Below are 16,504 nucleotides of genomic sequence, written 5' to 3' on the forward strand. Positions count from 1 at the left end.
CGCCCCTGCGACGAGAAATTACAGCCCCATTTGCCACAGGATGAAGCCGTATTCCTCGGCGATCTCGCGGATGCTTTCGAACCGGCCCGACTTGCCGCCGTGGCCCGCGCCCATGTTGGTCTTCAAGAGAAGCACGTTGTCGTCGGTCTTCTTCTCGCGCAGGCGGGCGACCCACTTGGCGGGTTCCCAGTAGGTCACGCGCGGGTCGTTGAGGCCAGCGGTGACCAGCATCGGCGGATAGGCCTGCTCGCGAACATTGTCGTACGGGCTGTAGCTCTGGATCAGCTCGAATGCGGCCCGGTCCTCGATCGGGTTGCCCCACTCGGGCCATTCGCCGGGCGTGAGGGGCAGGGACGCATCGAGCATCGTCGCCAACACGTCCACGAACGGCACATGCGCCACGACCGCGCCCCATAGTGCGGGATCGGAATTGACGACCGCGCCCATCAGTTCGCCGCCCGCGGAGCCGCCCGAGATCGAGATGCGTCCCTTTTCGATGTAGCCGCGCTCGACGAGCCCCTTCGCCACGTCGACGAAGTCGGTGAAGGTGTTGATGCGGCTTTCCAGCTTGCCGCCCTTGTACCACGCCCGGCCCAGGTCGTCGCCGCCGCGGATGTGCGCGATGGCGTAGGCGAAGCCGCGGTCGACGAGGCTGAGGCGCGTGGTCGAGAACCCCGGCGGGATCGCGATGCCGTAGGCGCCGTAGCCATAGAGATGGAGGGGCCCGGGCTTCTGCCGATCCTTGCGATACATGATCGAGACCGGAATCTGCGTCCCGTCGCGCGCCGGAACGAGCAACCGTTCGGTCGTGTATAGCGAGGCGTCGTAGCCCGAGGGCACCTCCTGCACCTTCAGCACCTCGAGCCGCCGATCCGCGACATGATAGTCGTAGGTCGTCGCCGGGCTGACCATGGAATCGTAGCCGACACGCAGGCGGTCCATCGCGAACTCGGGGTTGTCGCCGAGCGAAGCGGAATAGCTTTCCTCGGGAAAGGCGATGGGCTCGATACGCTCGGGATCGTCGTAGTAGCGAACCTCTATCGTATCGAGGCCGGCCTGCCGACCCTCGACGACGTAGAAGTCGCGGAAGATATCGAACCCGGTGAGGTAGAACGCGTCCGAGCCGGCGATCACCGTGGTCCAGTCTCCCGGGGCGGACAGCGGCGCCGTCGCCAGGCGGAAATTCTCGTGCGTATCGTTGGCAAGGATGAACAGCGTGCCATCCGTGCCGAGTTCGTCGTGCACGTCGACCTCGTACTCCACCCCCTTCTGCCGGGCCTTAACGAGGATCGGCTCGGCAAGCGGGTCGGCGGCGGGAATCAGGCGGACCTCGCTGGTTTCGTGGTCGCTGGTCGATACGACCAGCCATTTCTCGTCGGTCGAAAGACCGGCACCCACGCGGAAGCCTTCGTCGTCTTCGTGGTATAGCTCGACGTCGTCTTCCAACGGCGTTCCGAGCACGTGCAGGCGCGCGTTGTCGGTCCGCCATTGTTCGTTGGCGAGGCTGTAGACGAGCGCCGTATCGCCCGCCGCCCAGACCAGCGATGACAGCGTGCCGGGAATTGCGTCGGGCAGATGCTTGCCGGTCGCGATGTCCTTGATGCGCGCGGTGAAGCGTTCGGAGCCGTTGTCGTCGATGGAGTAGGCAAGGCGCCGGCCGTCGTTCGACACGCTGATCGCGCCCAGTCGGAAATATTCCTTGCCCTCGGCCAGCGCGACCTCGTCGAGGATCAGCTCGTCCGCGCCTGCGTCGTCCCCGGCCGCCACTGGCCGGCGCCACCATTTCTTGTATTCGGCCCCGTCCTCGAACTCGATCCAGTAAAGCCAGTCGCCGTCCTTCTGCGGGACCGACTTGTCGGCTTCCTTGATGCGGGCGCGCATCTCGGTGAACAGCGCATCGATGCGGTCCTTCTGGCCGGCCATCGCGGCTTCGAACCAGGCGTTTTCGGCTTCGAGGTGGGCGAGGATTTCCGGATCCTCGACGACCGGGTACTTCGCATCCCTAAGCCAAGCATAATCGTCGCTGACGGTGATCCCGTGATGGGTCGCGGTGCTCGCGCGCTTCGCCGCGCGAGGGGGATGAGCGGGCGGGTTGGAGGTGGCATCGGTCATGGCACGGCCCTATGTGGGGCGCGAAAGGACCGCAACAATGCTGATGCAAACCGCCCTCGACTCCGGCTCGGCCCGCCTCTCCGCCCTTCGCGAGGAGCTGAAGAAGCGCGGGCTCGACGGGTTCGTCGTCCCCATCAGCGACGAGCATATGAGCGAATACATCGGCTCCTATGCCCAGCGCTTGCACTGGCTGACGGGGTTCGGGGGTTCGGCGGGGTCGGCCGCTGTGCTGCAGGACAAGGCAGCAATCTTCGTCGACGGGCGCTACACCGTGCAGGTGCGCGACCAGGTCGACGGCAAACTCTTCGAATACGTCGGCGTCCCCGCCTCCAGCCCCGCGAAATGGCTCGCCGCCAACGTCGGCGAGGGCGCGAAGATCGGCTACGATGCGTGGCTGCATTCCAAGGGCTGGGTAGAGGACGTTGCGCGCGCGCTCGCGAAGAAGAACGCCACCCTCGTGCCGGTCGACGGCAACCCGATCGACGCGGTCTGGGCCGACCGGCCCGAACCGTCGAACGCCCCCGCCATCGTCCACGACGACAAGCGGTCCGGTCGTTCGAGCGCCGACAAGCGGGCCGAGGTGGCCGACTGGCTGAAGACCGAAGGCTACGACGCCGTGGTGATGAGCGCGCTCGATTCGGTGGCGTGGCTGCTCAACCTGCGCGGGTCCGACGTGGAGCGCACGCCGGTGGCGCTCGCCTACGTCATCGCCCATGCCGACGGCACGGCCGAGCTGTTCATTCAGCCGGACAAGGTCACCCCCGAACTCGCCCAGCATCTCGGCAACGCGGTGACGATCCGCCCGCGCGAGACCTTCGAAGGCGCGCTCGGCGAACTGGCGGGCAAGACGGTCGCGGTCGATCCGAACTACGGCGTCGCGGCGATTTTCCATGCGCTCGAGGGTGCGAACGCGAAGCCGGTCGCGGTGCGCGATCCCACCATCCTGCCGCGCGCGGTAAAGAACCCGGTCGAACAGCAGGGCCACCGCGATGCGCAGGCGCGCGACGGGGCCGCGATCGCAAAATACCTCCACTGGCTCAGCGTCGAAGGCCCGAAGGGCGGGCTCGACGAACTGTCCGCCGCCGCGAAGCTGCGCGAATTCCGCGACGAGGCGAGTGACATGCTGCGCGATCTGTCGTTCGACACGATCAGCGCCGCCGGCCCGCACGCCGCCCTGCCGCACTACCGGGTGGATGAAGGCAGCAACATCCCCATCGCGCCGGGCAGCATCTATCTGTGCGATTCGGGCGGCCAGTATCTCGACGGCACGACCGACATCACCCGCACCGTGTGGATCGGCCCCGGTGAACCTTCACCCGAACAGAAGGACCGCAACACCCGCGTCCTCAAGGGCCATATCGCCATCGCCCGCGCGGTCTTTCCGCAAGGGACCGTCGGCGGGCAGATCGACGCGTTCGCGCGGCAGTTTCTGTGGGCCGGCGGCGTCGATTACGCGCACGGCACCGGGCACGGCGTCGGCAGCTTCCTGTCGGTCCACGAGGGGCCCCAGCGAATCGCCAAGATCACCGGCGCGCAGGCCGGCAGCGATCAGGAACTGATGGCCGGCATGATCCTGTCGAACGAGCCCGGCTACTACAAGGAAGGCGCCTACGGCATCCGTATCGAGAACCTCGTGCTGGTCGAAGAGCGGCAGATCGACGGGCAGGAGGGCGACTACCTCGGCTTCGAGACGCTGACCTTCGCCCCGATCGACAAGGCGCTGGTGGATGTGTCGCTGCTGACCGGCGAGGAACGCGCCTGGTGGAACGACTACCACGCCGAGGTGCGCCGTATTCTCGCCCCGCAACTCGAGGGCGACGTGCTGACCTGGCTGGAAGAGGCCTGCGCCCCGTTGTAGCGCGTCCGATGTTCCGGTAATGTTCTGCGCGGTCGAGTCGCGCAAGGAGCATTCAAGATGATCGGATACGTTACTTTGGGCACCAACGACCGCGAGAAGGGCGCGCGGTTCTACGACGCGATCTTCGCCGAACTCGGCGTGGGGCGGATGATGGAGAACGACACCTTCATCGCGTGGGGCGAACCGGGCGGCGGCGCGGGGATCGGCCTCACCGCCCCGTTCGACGGGCAGCCGGCCACCGTGGGCAACGGCGTGATGGTCGCGCTCGCCGCGAAGGACGAGGCGCAGGTCGCCCGGCTCCACGGGATCGCGCTGGAAAACGGCGGCTCGTGCGAGGGTCCTCCGGGCGACCGGGGCGGCGGCTTTCATGCCGGCTACTTCCGCGATCCGGACGGAAACAAGCTCAACGCCTTCGTTATGGCGGACTGGCAGGGCTGACTGGGACCTCTGGGCGTGCGCCAGACCGTGCCGCCCCATCGCCGCTTCGACGGAACGAACGGCGTCATTGCTCGCTATGGTCAGGTATATCCATTCCAGGAAGGAAATCAGAAACATGACACATGGCGACCATACCGACAATCACGCCGACGCTGGCGACACCACGACGCTCAACACGCTGATCGGGACACTGATCGATTCGGTGAACGGCTACCAGAAGGCGGCCGCCGACACCGAGAATGCGCGTTTTGCCGAGATGTTCAACGCGCGTGCCCAGGAACGCCAGGCGGCTGTCACGAAGCTGCAGGCCGCGGTCGCACGGATGGGCGGCAATCCCGAAGACGACGGCACCACCACCGGTGCGATCCACCGTGGCTGGATCAACCTCAAGGAAGCGGTCGTCGGCCGCGACGACGAAGCGATCGTGAAGTCGGTCGAAAGCGGCGAGGACTATCTCAAGGAGAAGTTCGAGACCGCCTTGAAGCACAAGGACCTTCCCGCCGATGCGCGCGCGGCGGTCGAGGAAGCTTGGACCTCGGTCCGCGCCGGCCACGACCAGATGAGCCAGCTGAAGCACGCGATCGACTGATCGCCTGTCAGTGAAGAGACAGCGGCGCTCCCGGCGACAACCGGGGGCGCCGTTCGTTCATGGGGCAACTGGTGCAGTCCTCTTCAGCCGCACCAGTCCGTGCCCTGCTCCCGCCCTTCGCCCCGCGCCAGGCCAGCGCGCACCATGTGTCTATCGAGCCATTCGCTCTTCCCGTCCCCCTCGGTCCGGCGTGCCCGCCTGAGTTCGCGCCCGTAGCGGTCGCGCGGCGGGTCGACGCCCCCGTCTAATTCGGCGCGTCCGTCCGACAGCCAGGTCGCAAGCTCGCTCCGCGCGCGAAGGGCCAGCGCTCTTTCCGCAGCGCAGGCCCCGTCCAGTTCGGGCGCATCGTATCCGAACAGGCGAACCCGGCGCGGGGGACCATCCGAACGCGCGATCGAAAGCGTGTCGCCATCGATCGCGCAAGCCGCCCACCCGCGGCCGATCGCGCATTCGCCCACCCGCGCCGGCAACCGCTCCCACGGTCCGCGGTCGTTCGACCACCGGGTGAGAGCCCAGCTCGCCGCGAGCACTCCCGCCAACAGCAATACCGCTCCGGCGCTTCGGAGGAAACGGACGCGCGCGCGCCGACTGTGGCGACGCTCGTCGAAGCGCAAGGGGCGGCGGGTGTCGAGGCGGGCCATCGCGCGTGCTTTTCGGCCACCCGGACTCGCGCTGCAAGCCGCCCGGTCGCAGCCGGCCCGACTCGCCCCGCCCTTTCCCTTCCCCGTGCGAACCGCTAAGCGCGCGGCGCAATCGGCAGGAGGCGACCAGTGAGCGACAATACCCGGGCGCCGAACGAGAAGGCGGAAGTCCTGATCGAGGCTCTCCCCTACCTGCAGCGCTACGCCGGGCGCACGTTCGTGGTGAAATACGGCGGCCATGCAATGGGCGATCCCGACGCCGCGCGCGACTTCGCCGAGGATGTCGTCCTGCTGAAGGCCGTCGGCATCAACCCCGTGGTCGTCCACGGCGGCGGCCCCCAGATCGGTGCGATGCTCAAGAAACTGGGTGTCGAGAGTACGTTCGTCGACGGCCTGCGCGTCACCGACAAGGCTACGGCCGAAGTAGCCGAAATGGTCCTGTCGGGGGCCATCAACAAGGAACTCGTCGGCTGGATCGCCAAGGCCGGCGGCAAGGCCCTCGGCGTGTCGGGCAAGGATGGCGGGATGGTCACCGCCACCAAGGTCGAGCGGTCGCGCACGGATCCGGGCAGCAACATCGAACAGGCGATCGACCTGGGTTTCGTGGGCGAACCGGCGCGGGTGGACACGACGCTGATCGATACCGCCGTCGCCGCCGGCATGATCCCCGTCATCGCGCCGATCGGCGCCGGTGAGGACGGGCACACCTACAACATCAACGCCGACACGATGGCGGGTGCGGTCGCCGCGGCGCTCGGCGCGGCACGACTCTTCCTGCTGACCGACGTCGCGGGCGTGCTGGGCAAGGACGGCGTCCTGCTGTCCGACCTCACCCCGGCTGACATCGCGGACCTTCGCGCCGACGGCACCATCAGCGGCGGCATGATCCCCAAGCTCGAAACCTGCGTCCACGCAGTGGAGGCCGGCTGCGAGGCGGCGGTGGTGCTCGACGGGCGGGTGCCGCACGCCATGCTGCTCGAATTCTTCACCGCGCGGGGTGCCGGTACGCTGATCCGGGCGAAATGAGCCGCCCGGCCTGATCGCACCGCAGCGTATTATGCCGTTGTGACACGGCGTGCCGGTCGGCTAGAGCCGCCCCGACACCATCCAGAGGACACCATGGACGCCCTGATCCAGATATTCATCATGCTCGCCAACACGGTGAACATGCTCGTCATCGTCTGGTTCATCATCGGGCTGCTGTTCAGCTTCAACGTGATCGGCCGCGACAACCAGTTCTTCGTGGCGGTCCATGATGCGATCAGCCGCCTGTTCGAGCCCGTGCTCCGGCCGATCCGCCGGGTGCTGCCGGATACCGGCGCGATCGATTTCTCGCCGATGGTCCTGCTTCTGCTGCTCTATGCCATCGTGATCGTCCTCGAGAGCTTGAGGCCGTACTGATGGCCGCCGAGACGATCGACGGAAAGGCGTATGCCGCCGCCCTGCGCGAGCGGGTGGGCGCGCTGGCGGCCGATTTCGAGGAAAAGGCGGGTCGCAAGGCGGGCCTCGCGGTGGTCCTGGTGGGCGACGATCCGGCATCTGCCGTCTACGTGGGCTCGAAGGGCAAGGCGACGCGCGCCGCCAACATGGAGAGCATCGAGCACGTCCTCCCGGCGAGCACGACGCAGGAGGAGCTGGAGGCTCTGGTGGATCGGCTCAATGCCGACCCCGCGGTCGACGGCATCCTGGTGCAGTTCCCGCTGCCGGACCATCTCAGCGAACCGCGCATCTTCACCCGGATCGCGCCCGACAAGGACGTCGACGGGCTGAACCCGGTCAATTCGGGTCGGCTCATGGCGGGGCTCCACGGGTTCGTGCCCTGCACACCGCTCGGCTGCCTCATGCTGCTGCGTGACCGGCTGGGCAACCTGTCGGGCAAGGATGCGGTGGTGATCGGCCGGTCGAACCTCGTCGGCAAGCCGATGGCGCAGTTGCTTCTGGCCGATAGTTGCACCGTCACCGTGGCCCACAGCCGGACCAAGGATCTTGCCGACCACGTCCGCCGGGCGGATATCGTCGTCGCCGCAGTCGGGCGGCCCGAGATGGTGCGCGGCGACTGGATCAAGCCCGGCGCGGTCGTGATCGACGTCGGCATCAACCGCCTGCCGCCCGAAGACGGTGCGGCGAAAGGTCGCCTCGTCGGCGACGTGGCCTTTGCCGAAGTCTCCGAAGTCGCTGGCGCGATTACTCCGGTACCAGGCGGGGTCGGCCCGATGACGATTGCGGTGCTTCTGCGTAACGCCCTCGTCGCGGCTTATCGCCACGAAGGGATCGAGCTGGCGGAAGACGCGATCTGATGCGCCGGCTGGCGGCCCTGGCGATGCTCGTGCTTGCGGGATGCGCGACCCCGCCGGCGCAGCGCGAACGCGTGCTGCGTCCGGTCGCCGCGCCCAGCACCGTGATCGCAACCGAGCTCGCATTCGCCCGTGCCGCCCGCGACGAAGGAACCTGGACCGCTTTCCGCACCTATGCGACGAAGGATGCAGTGTGGCCGGGACCCCAATGGGAGAACGTCCAGACCGCGCTGAAGGGCGTCGCCGATCCCGCCGAACCGTTCGTATGGGAACCCGACGCCATCTGGTCGAGCTGCGACGGCAGCTTCGCGCTCTCCACCGGTCCTGCGACCCTGCCGGGAGGGCGCAAGACCCGCTTTGCGACGATCTGGCAGCGGCAGGACGACGGCGAATACCGATGGGTGCTCGATCAGGGGTTCGACCCCGACGCGGGCTATTCCAAGCCCGAGATGATCGCGGCACGCGTCGCCGAGTGCGCCGCCCCGACGACCGCGTTCCGCTATTCGCGCGACAAGTTGCCGAAGGCTCGCCGCGGAGAGGCGTGGCAGGCGGGGGCATCGGACGACGGCACGCTTTCGTGGACAACGGCGCTGCATGCCGATTGCAGCCGCACGTTCGTCGTCACAGCGCGGCAGGGCGGCGAAATGCGCGAAGTCTTCCGCCGCGTGTCGCCCGTGCCGCCAGTCGCCGCCAGCAACGCGGCGCCGGTGTGCTGACATGCTAGAACTGTTCCTCTCCGCCTTCATCACACTGTTCGTCGTTATCGACCCGCCCGGCTGCGCACCGATCTATGCCGGGCTGACCAAGGGCGCGAGCCCGGCGCAGTCGCGCAGCATGGCGATCAGGGCCTGCGTGATCGCGGGCATCATTCTCGTCGGCTTCGCGCTGTTCGGGGAAGGATTGCTCGGCGCGCTGCACATCGAACTCGACAGTTTCCGGATCGCGGGCGGGCTGATGCTGTTCCTGATCGCGCTCGACATGGTGTTCGAGAAACGCACCGAACGGCGCGAGCAGCGCGCCGAGAAAGTCGCCGCCACGCCCGAGGTCGAGGACGTCAGCGTCTTTCCGATGGCGATGCCGATGCTCGCGGGGCCGGGCGCGATCGCATCGGTCATGCTGCTGACCTCGCGCGTGCAGGGGCTGGAAAACACGCTCGTAGTGCTCGGAGCGCTGGGTGCAGTGCTCGTCCTCACGCTCGCCGCATTGATCGCCGCGAGCCCGCTGATGAAGCTGTTCGGAGCACGGGTGGAGGCGGTGATTACCCGTCTGCTGGGCGTGCTGCTCGCGGCGCTGGCAGCGCAATATGTGATCGACGGACTGAGGGCGAGCTTCGGGCTCTGACCCGCTACTGCAGCGTGACGCGGCCTTCGTCGGGATCGCTCATGCCGAAGAACTGCATTAGCTGGACGAGGAGCTCGCACCGCTCCTGCAGGGTATCGGCCTCCAGCAGCGCCTGCTTGGCGGCAAGGTCGAACGGGGCGATCTGGCTGACCCCGTCGATCAGCGTCCGATCGTCGAGCCGCGAGACCGATTCCCAGTCGACGCTGTAACCCTGCAGGTCGGCGAAATTGCGCGCTTCCTGTTCGAAGCCCGCACGTTCGATGCTGGAGAGTACGGCGTCGGGATCGTCGTCGATCAGGTCGCCTTCGACTTGCCGGAACGGCGTCGCGACATCGAGCTCGCGGCGAAGGCGGAACCGGGCCTCGCCCGTCAGCACGATGTTGTAGCGCCCGTCGTCCATCGCCTCGACCTCGTCGATCTTGCCGACGCAGCCGACCTCGAAGAGCGGGGCGGCGTCGGCCCCGCTCTGCGGCTGGATCATTGCGATCCGCCGGTCGCGGGCCAGCGCATCCCCCACCAGCGCGCGGTACCGCGGCTCGAAGATATGGAGCGGCAAGTGCAGCCCCGGAAACAGGATCGCGCCGGGTAGCGGAAAGATCGACAGGCGGGTCGCCATCGCTCAGCCGAACAATACGGTGGACAGCTTGCGCCGGGTGGCGACGGCCCACGGATCTTCGAGGCCGACCGCTTCGAACATCTTCACCAACCGCGCGCGGGCCGCGCCCTCGTTCCATTCGCGATCGGTGCGGATCATGCCGAGCAGGGTTTCGCCCGCCGCTTCGCGGTCGCCGCCGGCGAAGGCGGCTTCGGCGTAGGCCATCTGCGCGTCCATGTCGGTCGGCCGCTCGGCCGCGGCGGCGCGCAGTGCCTGCAATTCATTGTCGTCGACCCTGTCGCCGGCCAGCTCGAGCGCGGTCAGCGCGGTCCGCACCGCCGGATCTTCGCCGAGTCCCGACGCAATCGCAGCGGCCTGGGCGCGGGCATCTTCGGTGCGGCCCGATGCCACCAGTGCGCGGATCAGCCCGGCGTTGGCGCCCGGGTGGTCCGGCGCCATCTCGACGACCTGGGAAAAAATGCCCGCCGCGCGTTCGGCATCGCCATCGGCAAGGATGCCTTCGCCCATCTCGACGAACTGGGCCACGTCGGGTTCGCCGCCGCCGACTCCCGCCTCCGCATCGCCGCCTTCGACGGGTAGCTGGGCGAGCAACTGGTCGAGCATCTGCTTCAACTGCGATTCGGTGCGCGCACTGGTCAGGTCGGCGACCGGCTGGCCCTGGAACATCGCATAGACGGTCGGGATCGAGCGGACCTGGAACTGCGCGGCGATGAACTGTTCCTCGTCGACGTTGACCTTCGCAAGCACCACGCCCCGGTCGGCATATTCGCCGCACACCTTTTCCAGCACCGGCGTCAGCGCCTTGCACGGGCCGCACCATTCGGCCCAGAAATCGAGCACGACGAGTTTCGTCATCGACGGTTCGACGATGTTCGTCCGGAACGCGTCGACCGCCTTCTGTTCTTCGAGGTTCAGCCCCATGCTGGCCACGTATCGGTCCCCTTGATCGCTGCTTGCGTGAACCGACAATGTGGGCCTTCGCGCGCCGATGTGAAGCGAAAAGACCGCGGGGGCGGGGGGCAGGCGAATTAGGGCTTGCGGGGGTGGGAAGCCGTTGCTAATCGCGCGCCTCCCCGGCCCCGGGCGATCGTTCGAGGCCAGACGTCAGTGAGCGGGCGTAGCTCAGGGGTAGAGCATCACCTTGCCAAGGTGAGGGTCGGGCGTTCGAATCGCCTCGCCCGCTCCAGCGTTTCTCGCGGCCGCGCATCGACGCGCGCACTTCATGCAGCCATCCCGAAATCGCGTCATGCTGCTCCGGATCAGGAGCGCGACCAAGTTTCGTTCGGTTCGTCCGACAAAGGCCGGTTTTGATCGAAGGGGGGTTGCTCTGCGCCTTTCAAGGTCGCATGGGGATGATATTTCATCACAAGCGGCCTCTTCCTTTCGACAATACCAACCGACAGGATTCCCGTGACCTCGAACGCCTATCTTCGGACCTCTTCGATTGCGCTCGTCGCAGCCTTTATCGCTCAACCGGCCATGGCGCAGACCTCCCCAACGCAGCAAACGCCTCCTACCCGCGGCGAAATCGGCGACGACGTGCACAACCGCAGGGCTGGCGAGGACGGCATCGTGGTGACCGCCCCCGGTCTCGAGCGCCTCGACGTGCTCGCCGGTACGAGCGTTGTCGAAGGAGACGAGCTTCAGCGGAATATGAGCGGGCAACTCGGCGACGTGCTCGAAAGCGTTCCCGGCGTCACGTCGTCCAGCTTCGCACCCGGCGCGGCACGTCCGGTTCTGCGCGGGTTCAGCGGTGAGCGCGTGCGGGTCCTGTTCGATGGCATCGGAGCGATCGACGCATCCAACACGTCCGACGATCACGCGGTCAGCATCGATCCGCTAACGGCCGAACGGATCGAGGTGCTGCGCGGCCCGGCAGTGCTGCTGTACGGCAGCCAAGCCATCGGCGGCGCGGTGAACGTTATCGACAAGCGCATCCCGCGTCGCGAGCCGCTTGACAAGATTCACATCGATGGTCTGGCCAGCTACGATACGGTGAACGAGCAATACAGCCTTGGCGGTTCGCTCGATGCGGCGCTAGGCGGGGGCTTCGTTTTCCACGCCGACGGCTCTTACCGGGACGCCAACGATCTCAGGATCCCTGGATACGTTGTCTCCGATGGATTGCGCGCCAACTTGCTGGCGGATGCCGACGAAGAGGAAGGCGAGGGCGAAATCGAGGAAGCCGCCGAATTGCGCGGTATCGCCAACCAGCGGGATATATTGCCCAACAGCTTTGCCCGGGCCTGGTCGGCCAACGCGGGTCTCGCGTTCTTCCGCGGCGACAGCAACATGGGGGTTTCGGTCGGCTGGTACGACACGACCTACGGTGTGCCAGAGCGTCCGGGTGCCGGCCACCATCATCACGAAGGCGAGGAAGGCCACGACGGCGAAGAGCATGAGGGCGAGGAGGAAGAAGGCGGGGTCTCGATCGGCCTCAAGCAATTCCGCGCCGATTTCCGCGGTGAATACGTTTTCGGTGGAAGCTTCATCGACCGCATGCTGACCCGTGTCGGGTACAGCGACTACACCCACACCGAATTCGAAGGCAGCGAAGTCGGTACGGTGTTCGATATCACCGGGATCGAGGCGCGCACCGAATTCGTCCAGGCCCCCCGCGGGGCGCTGCGCGGTTCTTTTGGGGCTCAGTACTATTTCCGAGACTTCGCCGCGGTGGGCGAGGAAGCATTTGTGGCGCCGAACGAAACCGAGCAATTCGGCTTGTTCGCCCTGCAGGAATTCGGCGACGGACCGTTCGAGATCGAAGGGGCGATCCGATACGAGAAGACCAACGTCGAATCTGCCCCGCTCAACGTGCGGCGCGACTTCGACGCGTTCTCGGGGGCGCTCGGCGCGTCCTTCCAGACTGCGGGCGGGTTGCGTTTCGGTGTCAACGGTTCACGCGTATCGCGCGCACCGGCCGGCGAGGAACTGTTCGCCAATGGACCGCACATCGCGACCCAGGCGTTCGAGGTGGGCGATCCGAACCTCAAGATGGAACGGGCGTGGGGCGTGGAAGGCTACATGCGTGGCACGGTCGGCCCGGCGCAGGTCAGCATCGCCGTGTTCAAGAACTGGTTCGACGACTTCATTTATCTCGAAGAGACGGGCGAGGAAGAGGACGACCTGCCCGTCTTCGCCTATCTCCAGGACGACGCAACTTACTTCGGCGTCGAAGGGGAGGTTACCGCGCCGCTCTTCAGCATCGGAACCGGTTCCCGGGTCGTGGGAGAAGCGCGCGGGGAGTACGTCCGCGCCAAGTTGGACGACGGCACCCCCCTGCCGCGCATCCCGCCCCTCGGCCTGTCGGGAGCGCTGCAGCTCGAAACGACGGCTTTCGACGTGCGCGGCGAGGTCGAATGGTTCGCCAAACAGAACCGGATCGCTCCCTTCGAAACGCCGACCGACGATTTTGCGTTCGTCAACGCTTCGATCGCTTGGCGGCCGTTCGACGGACAGCGCAATATTACCCTGATGGCGGGGGTCGACAACATCTTCGACACCGAAGGCCGGCGCCATACGGCTTTCACGAAGGATTTCGTTCCCCTGCCGGGAAGGAACTTCAAGATTTCGCTGCGTACCAGTCTCTAAGCGTCAGCCAACGTGCCCGTCGCCGTCGCGGTCGAGAACGCGGCGGCGGGCGACCGGCGCCCCTTCAACCGCTTCGGCACGTCCTTCGGCACGGGCGGCGCGCAGTTCGGCGTCGTGGGCGCGCGCGTTGGCATCGGCTGCCTCGCGCTCGCCGCGCCGGGCGGCGCGCATGCGGTCGTAGCCCCACACCATATGGCCGTAGGCGAAGACCATCAGCAGGCCGCCCGCGATCGCCACGTTCTTGAGCGCCATCGCGGCCTGCAGAGGATCGCCGAACTGGTTGTGGAAGAAGAATACCGTCAGCAGCGTGAAGCCGAACAGCAGAATCGATACCAGCCGGCTCATGAAACCGAGCGCCAGCAACAGCCCGGCGACCACCTCGAAGATGCCCACCGGCTGCGCCAGGTTGCCGGGCAGGTTCGCCGACTGCAGCATCTGCGCAGCACCGGAGGGATCGATGATCTTCGGAATGCCGGCGAGCACGAACAGCGCGGCGATCAGGATGCGGCCGATGATGGCGGCGATGGTGGACATGGCGTGTTCCTTTCCCCGTTTTGCCCGGTCAACGCGCGGGCGGCGCGATTTGTGCCGGGCGGCTATTCCTCGAGCGCGAACGCGATCTCGGCGTGGTCGCGCAGCCGCTCGACCAGCGCTTCGCCCAGGATCGAACCCGGCGTTCCGATCCCGCCTTCGGCATCGCTGGCGAGCAGCGCCATGCCGGTTTCGGCCAGCATGCGGCTGGTCGAACCGTATCCCGGATCGTAGCGACCCTTCACGCCGTAGTGCAGGCGCTCCCCGCTCTCCATCTCGCCCACGAACACCACGTCGTAGTATCCGTTCTCGCGCTGCTCGGGGGTCGGGCCCTCGCCCGGCTTGGGCGGCTTCGCGCCGAACGGGTTCTTGAGCATTTCGGTCACCGCGTTGGCCGCGGCCTTGCCCGCCTCGCCCGGGCTGGTCAGCATCATCTCGTCGTAACGGAAGTCCTCGCCATACGGGAAACCGCGCAGGAAGTTGGTCCGGTGCACGTTCTTCACGTTGATCGTCGCCATGATGAACGGCGCAGCCCACTTGCCGAGGTCGTCCTCGTAATGCGGGATCATGCCCGCCGGCTGGTCCGGTCCCTCGAAGCCGGGGGTCAGCCCGAAGGGGCTCGACAGGGTCTTGATGATCGAGGGGTTCTTCGCCGCCGCCTTCATCGTCGCGGTGAGGCTGGCCGCGGTCCCGCCGGAGAACGTGCCCTGCATGGCCCGCACCCGGCCGCGCACCCGCGGGGCGGGTTTGCCGTAGCGCGCCTGCGCCTCCTTCTGCAGCATCAGCACGCCGAGGTCGAAGGGGATGGAATCGAAACCGCTCGAGAAGCTGATCCTCGCGCCGCTCGCCCTGGCCTGTTCGTGATGGGCGTCGATCATCTCGCGCATCCACGCCGGTTCGCCGCACAGGTCGGCGTAGTCGGTGCCGCTGCGCGCACAGGCGGCAACGAGTTCGCTGCCGTAGAGCTGGTACGGGCCGACCGTGGTCAGCACCACGCGCGTCCGGTGGCACATGGCATCGAGGCTGCCGGGGTCGTTCGCGTCGGCGATCACCAGCGGCGTGTTGGCGGGGGCACTGATCTCGTCGCGGACCGCTTCCAGCTTGTCCTTGCTGCGCCCGGCCATCGCCCACTTGGGCGCATCCGGCTTGCCGCCGTATTCCCGCACGAAATGTTCGGCCACCAGCCGCCCGGTGTACCCGGTCGCGCCGTAAACGACGATGTCGAATTCCCTTTCGGTCCGCCCTTCGGCCATTCCCGCTCTCCCTTTTCAGGAAGAAAGGATGCGCCGCGCGGCGCGCGAAGTCCAGAGGGGCGGCGTCGCTACAGCCTGGGCAGGGTTACCCCGCGCTGGCCCATGTATTTGCCAGCGCGGTCCTTGTAGCTCGTTTCGCAGCGTTCGTTGCCCTGAAGGAACAGGAACTGGCACGCGCCTTCGTTGGCGTAAATCTTCGCCGGGAGCGGGGTGGTGTTGGAGAATTCCAGCGTCACGTGCCCTTCCCAGCCCGGTTCGAGCGGGGTGACATTCACGATGATCCCGCAGCGCGCATAAGTGCTCTTGCCGAGACATATGACCAGCACGTCCTCGGGCACGCGGAAATACTCGACCGTGCGGGCCAGCGCGAACGAGTTGGGCGGGATCACGCAGACATCGGTCTTGCGATCGACGAAGCTGTTGGCGGCGAAATTCTTGGGGTCGACAACCGCGCTGTCGACGTTGGTGAAGATCTTGAACTCGTCGGCCACACGCGCGTCGTAGCCGTAGCTCGAGAGGCCGTAGCTGATCACGCCGTCGCGGCGCTGGGCCTCGACGAAGGGTTCGATCATCCCGCGCGTGCGTGCCGCCTCGCGGATCCACCTGTCGGAGAGAATCGCCATGGCCGGTTGATTCCCGACCCGGTCCGCCGGGGCAAGCGCGCGGCCGCGCTTATCCGCTAGAACCGCTTGCCGCGAACCTGCGGGTTGATGGCCACGATGTGGTTGAGCCACGCCTTGGGCTTGCGGATCATGCCGGCCGGGTAGTCGATCTTGACCCCCGCGATCCGCGCGATCGCGCCGACGAAGTGGATGCAGTTGTTCTTGTCGAGGTCGTAGAACTTGCCCGGCTGGTTGCGCCATTCCTCCACCTCGCGCTTGATCGCGCGATACTGGGCGTCGGTCAGCTCGACCGAGAAATGGCGGTTGGTCTTGGCGATCCACTTGTCCTTTTCGACGTAGATGACGTGTTCGACCGGTCCGGCGAGGACCGCTGGCGATGCAGTCTTGGCGGAGAAGCCGTAGTTCTCCTTCACCCGCCTGCCGGTCGCGTCCTCGGTCCCTTCCAGCACCACGAACGTGTGCGGATAGCGGCCGAACAGGACCGAGCCGTTGAAGCTGTGGAAGCTGGCGGTGACCTTGGCGAAGGCCCCCGGCGCCCAGGCGAGCGCGATGGCGGCGAGGAGGAGGGTTATCAGGCGGCGCATGGCCGCGCCCTATCAGGCCGGCAAGCTGAACCG

General features: G+C 66.7%; 17 protein-coding genes and 1 tRNA gene. 10 read left to right on the plus strand and 8 right to left on the minus strand.

What is annotated here, in order from left to right; genetic code table 11:
- Nucleotides 1-18: 18 nt before the first annotated feature.
- Nucleotides 19-2,112, minus strand: a complete 2,094-nt coding sequence (locus D4766_RS07915; RefSeq protein WP_120716966.1) for a S9 family peptidase — start codon at nucleotides 2,110-2,112, stop codon at nucleotides 19-21.
- 37 nt (nucleotides 2,113-2,149) lie between these two features.
- Here D4766_RS07915 and D4766_RS07920 point away from each other — a divergent pair, with 37 nt between their 5' ends.
- From D4766_RS07920 to D4766_RS07930, 3 genes are all read left to right on the plus strand, one after another.
- Nucleotides 2,150-3,970, plus strand: a complete 1,821-nt coding sequence (locus D4766_RS07920) for an aminopeptidase P family protein (RefSeq protein ID WP_120716967.1) — start codon at nucleotides 2,150-2,152, stop codon at nucleotides 3,968-3,970.
- Nucleotides 3,971-4,027: 57 nt separating this feature from the next.
- On the plus strand, nucleotides 4,028-4,408 hold the full coding sequence (locus tag D4766_RS07925) for a VOC family protein (RefSeq protein WP_120716968.1): 381 nt from the start codon (nucleotides 4,028-4,030) through the stop codon (nucleotides 4,406-4,408).
- A 115-nt stretch (nucleotides 4,409-4,523) separates the two neighbouring features.
- On the plus strand, nucleotides 4,524-4,997 hold the full coding sequence (locus tag D4766_RS07930) for a PA2169 family four-helix-bundle protein (protein WP_120716969.1): 474 nt from the start codon (nucleotides 4,524-4,526) through the stop codon (nucleotides 4,995-4,997).
- Nucleotides 4,998-5,080: 83 nt separating this feature from the next.
- On the opposite strand, the gene D4766_RS07935 is transcribed toward D4766_RS07930, so the two are convergent.
- The gene (locus D4766_RS07935) at nucleotides 5,081-5,638 is read right to left on the minus strand and encodes a thermonuclease family protein (RefSeq protein WP_120716970.1); all 558 of its coding nucleotides are present in this window, start codon (nucleotides 5,636-5,638) and stop codon (nucleotides 5,081-5,083) included.
- Between the two features lie 129 nt (nucleotides 5,639-5,767).
- Between D4766_RS07935 and argB the strand changes: the two genes are divergently transcribed.
- From argB to D4766_RS07960, 5 genes are all read left to right on the plus strand, one after another.
- Nucleotides 5,768-6,664 (plus strand): acetylglutamate kinase, encoded by an 897-nt coding sequence (gene argB, locus D4766_RS07940; protein WP_120716971.1) that lies wholly within the window; start codon nucleotides 5,768-5,770, stop codon nucleotides 6,662-6,664.
- A 93-nt stretch (nucleotides 6,665-6,757) separates the two neighbouring features.
- The gene (locus tag D4766_RS07945) at nucleotides 6,758-7,039 is read left to right on the plus strand and encodes a YggT family protein (protein WP_120716972.1); all 282 of its coding nucleotides are present in this window, start codon (nucleotides 6,758-6,760) and stop codon (nucleotides 7,037-7,039) included.
- Complete coding sequence (gene folD / locus D4766_RS07950; RefSeq protein WP_120716973.1) at nucleotides 7,039-7,935, plus strand: bifunctional methylenetetrahydrofolate dehydrogenase/methenyltetrahydrofolate cyclohydrolase FolD; 897 nt, start codon at nucleotides 7,039-7,041, stop codon at nucleotides 7,933-7,935. The genes D4766_RS07945 and folD overlap by 1 nt, the downstream gene beginning before the upstream one ends.
- Complete coding sequence (locus tag D4766_RS07955; protein WP_120716974.1) at nucleotides 7,935-8,648, plus strand: Cif family virulence factor; 714 nt, start codon at nucleotides 7,935-7,937, stop codon at nucleotides 8,646-8,648. The genes folD and D4766_RS07955 overlap by 1 nt, the downstream gene beginning before the upstream one ends.
- Nucleotide 8,649: 1 nt before the next feature.
- Nucleotides 8,650-9,273: a MarC family protein gene (locus D4766_RS07960; RefSeq protein ID WP_120716975.1), complete on the plus strand. Its 624-nt coding sequence runs from the start codon at nucleotides 8,650-8,652 to the stop codon at nucleotides 9,271-9,273.
- A 4-nt stretch (nucleotides 9,274-9,277) separates the two neighbouring features.
- On the opposite strand, the gene D4766_RS07965 is transcribed toward D4766_RS07960, so the two are convergent.
- Together D4766_RS07965 and D4766_RS07970 are read right to left on the minus strand one after the other, a co-directional pair.
- Nucleotides 9,278-9,889, minus strand: coding sequence for an LON peptidase substrate-binding domain-containing protein (locus D4766_RS07965; protein ID WP_120716976.1), 612 nt, complete (start codon nucleotides 9,887-9,889; stop codon nucleotides 9,278-9,280).
- 3 nt (nucleotides 9,890-9,892) lie between these two features.
- Nucleotides 9,893-10,810 carry a tetratricopeptide repeat protein gene (locus D4766_RS07970; RefSeq protein WP_120718133.1) on the minus strand — a complete coding sequence of 306 codons (918 nt, stop codon included), beginning with the start codon at nucleotides 10,808-10,810 and terminating at the stop codon, nucleotides 9,893-9,895.
- Nucleotides 10,811-11,000: 190 nt separating this feature from the next.
- Between D4766_RS07970 and D4766_RS07975 the strand changes: the two genes are divergently transcribed.
- Both D4766_RS07975 and D4766_RS07980 read left to right on the plus strand, forming a co-directional pair.
- Nucleotides 11,001-11,075 (plus strand) — tRNA-Gly (locus tag D4766_RS07975).
- A 353-nt stretch (nucleotides 11,076-11,428) separates the two neighbouring features.
- Entirely contained in the window at nucleotides 11,429-13,480 is a 2,052-nt protein-coding gene (locus D4766_RS07980) for a TonB-dependent receptor (RefSeq protein ID WP_325049068.1), read from the plus strand.
- 3 nt (nucleotides 13,481-13,483) lie between these two features.
- Here the strand turns inward: D4766_RS07980 and D4766_RS07985 are convergent, their stop codons facing one another.
- The 4 genes from D4766_RS07985 to D4766_RS08000 form a co-directional block, all read right to left on the minus strand.
- Nucleotides 13,484-14,014 carry a DoxX family protein gene (locus D4766_RS07985; RefSeq protein ID WP_120716978.1) on the minus strand — a complete coding sequence of 177 codons (531 nt, stop codon included), beginning with the start codon at nucleotides 14,012-14,014 and terminating at the stop codon, nucleotides 13,484-13,486.
- 62 nt (nucleotides 14,015-14,076) lie between these two features.
- Complete coding sequence (locus D4766_RS07990; protein WP_120716979.1) at nucleotides 14,077-15,264, minus strand: saccharopine dehydrogenase family protein; 1,188 nt, start codon at nucleotides 15,262-15,264, stop codon at nucleotides 14,077-14,079.
- Nucleotides 15,265-15,332: 68 nt separating this feature from the next.
- On the minus strand, nucleotides 15,333-15,887 hold the full coding sequence (gene dcd / locus D4766_RS07995) for a dCTP deaminase (protein WP_120716980.1): 555 nt from the start codon (nucleotides 15,885-15,887) through the stop codon (nucleotides 15,333-15,335).
- Nucleotides 15,888-15,943: 56 nt separating this feature from the next.
- Entirely contained in the window at nucleotides 15,944-16,471 is a 528-nt protein-coding gene (locus D4766_RS08000) for a hypothetical protein (protein ID WP_120716981.1), read from the minus strand.
- Between the last annotated feature and the right edge of the window lie 33 nt (nucleotides 16,472-16,504).

This window comes from Tsuneonella amylolytica (genome assembly GCF_003626915.1).
GTDB classification, from domain to species: Bacteria; Pseudomonadota; Alphaproteobacteria; order Sphingomonadales; family Sphingomonadaceae; genus Tsuneonella; species Tsuneonella amylolytica.

Bases quoted from the DNA above. Each gene is read 5' to 3' on its own strand.
- D4766_RS07915 (WP_120716966.1), bottom strand. From the start codon at position 2,112: ATGACCGATGCCACCTCCAACCCGCCCGCTCATCCCCCTCGCGCGGCG.
- D4766_RS07920 (WP_120716967.1), top strand. From the start codon at position 2,150: ATGCTGATGCAAACCGCCCTCGACTCCGGCTCGGCCCGCCTCTCCGCC.
- D4766_RS07925 (WP_120716968.1), top strand. From the start codon at position 4,028: ATGATCGGATACGTTACTTTGGGCACCAACGACCGCGAGAAGGGCGCG.
- D4766_RS07930 (WP_120716969.1), top strand. From the start codon at position 4,524: ATGACACATGGCGACCATACCGACAATCACGCCGACGCTGGCGACACC.
- D4766_RS07935 (WP_120716970.1), bottom strand. From the start codon at position 5,638: ATGGCCCGCCTCGACACCCGCCGCCCCTTGCGCTTCGACGAGCGTCGC.
- D4766_RS07945 (WP_120716972.1), top strand. From the start codon at position 6,758: ATGGACGCCCTGATCCAGATATTCATCATGCTCGCCAACACGGTGAAC.
- folD (WP_120716973.1), top strand. From the start codon at position 7,039: ATGGCCGCCGAGACGATCGACGGAAAGGCGTATGCCGCCGCCCTGCGC.
- D4766_RS07955 (WP_120716974.1), top strand. From the start codon at position 7,935: ATGCGCCGGCTGGCGGCCCTGGCGATGCTCGTGCTTGCGGGATGCGCG.
- D4766_RS07960 (WP_120716975.1), top strand. From the start codon at position 8,650: ATGCTAGAACTGTTCCTCTCCGCCTTCATCACACTGTTCGTCGTTATC.
- D4766_RS07965 (WP_120716976.1), bottom strand. From the start codon at position 9,889: ATGGCGACCCGCCTGTCGATCTTTCCGCTACCCGGCGCGATCCTGTTT.
- D4766_RS07970 (WP_120718133.1), bottom strand. From the start codon at position 10,810: ATGGGGCTGAACCTCGAAGAACAGAAGGCGGTCGACGCGTTCCGGACG.
- D4766_RS07985 (WP_120716978.1), bottom strand. From the start codon at position 14,014: ATGTCCACCATCGCCGCCATCATCGGCCGCATCCTGATCGCCGCGCTG.
- D4766_RS07990 (WP_120716979.1), bottom strand. From the start codon at position 15,264: ATGGCCGAAGGGCGGACCGAAAGGGAATTCGACATCGTCGTTTACGGC.
- dcd (WP_120716980.1), bottom strand. From the start codon at position 15,887: ATGGCGATTCTCTCCGACAGGTGGATCCGCGAGGCGGCACGCACGCGC.
- D4766_RS08000 (WP_120716981.1), bottom strand. From the start codon at position 16,471: ATGCGCCGCCTGATAACCCTCCTCCTCGCCGCCATCGCGCTCGCCTGG.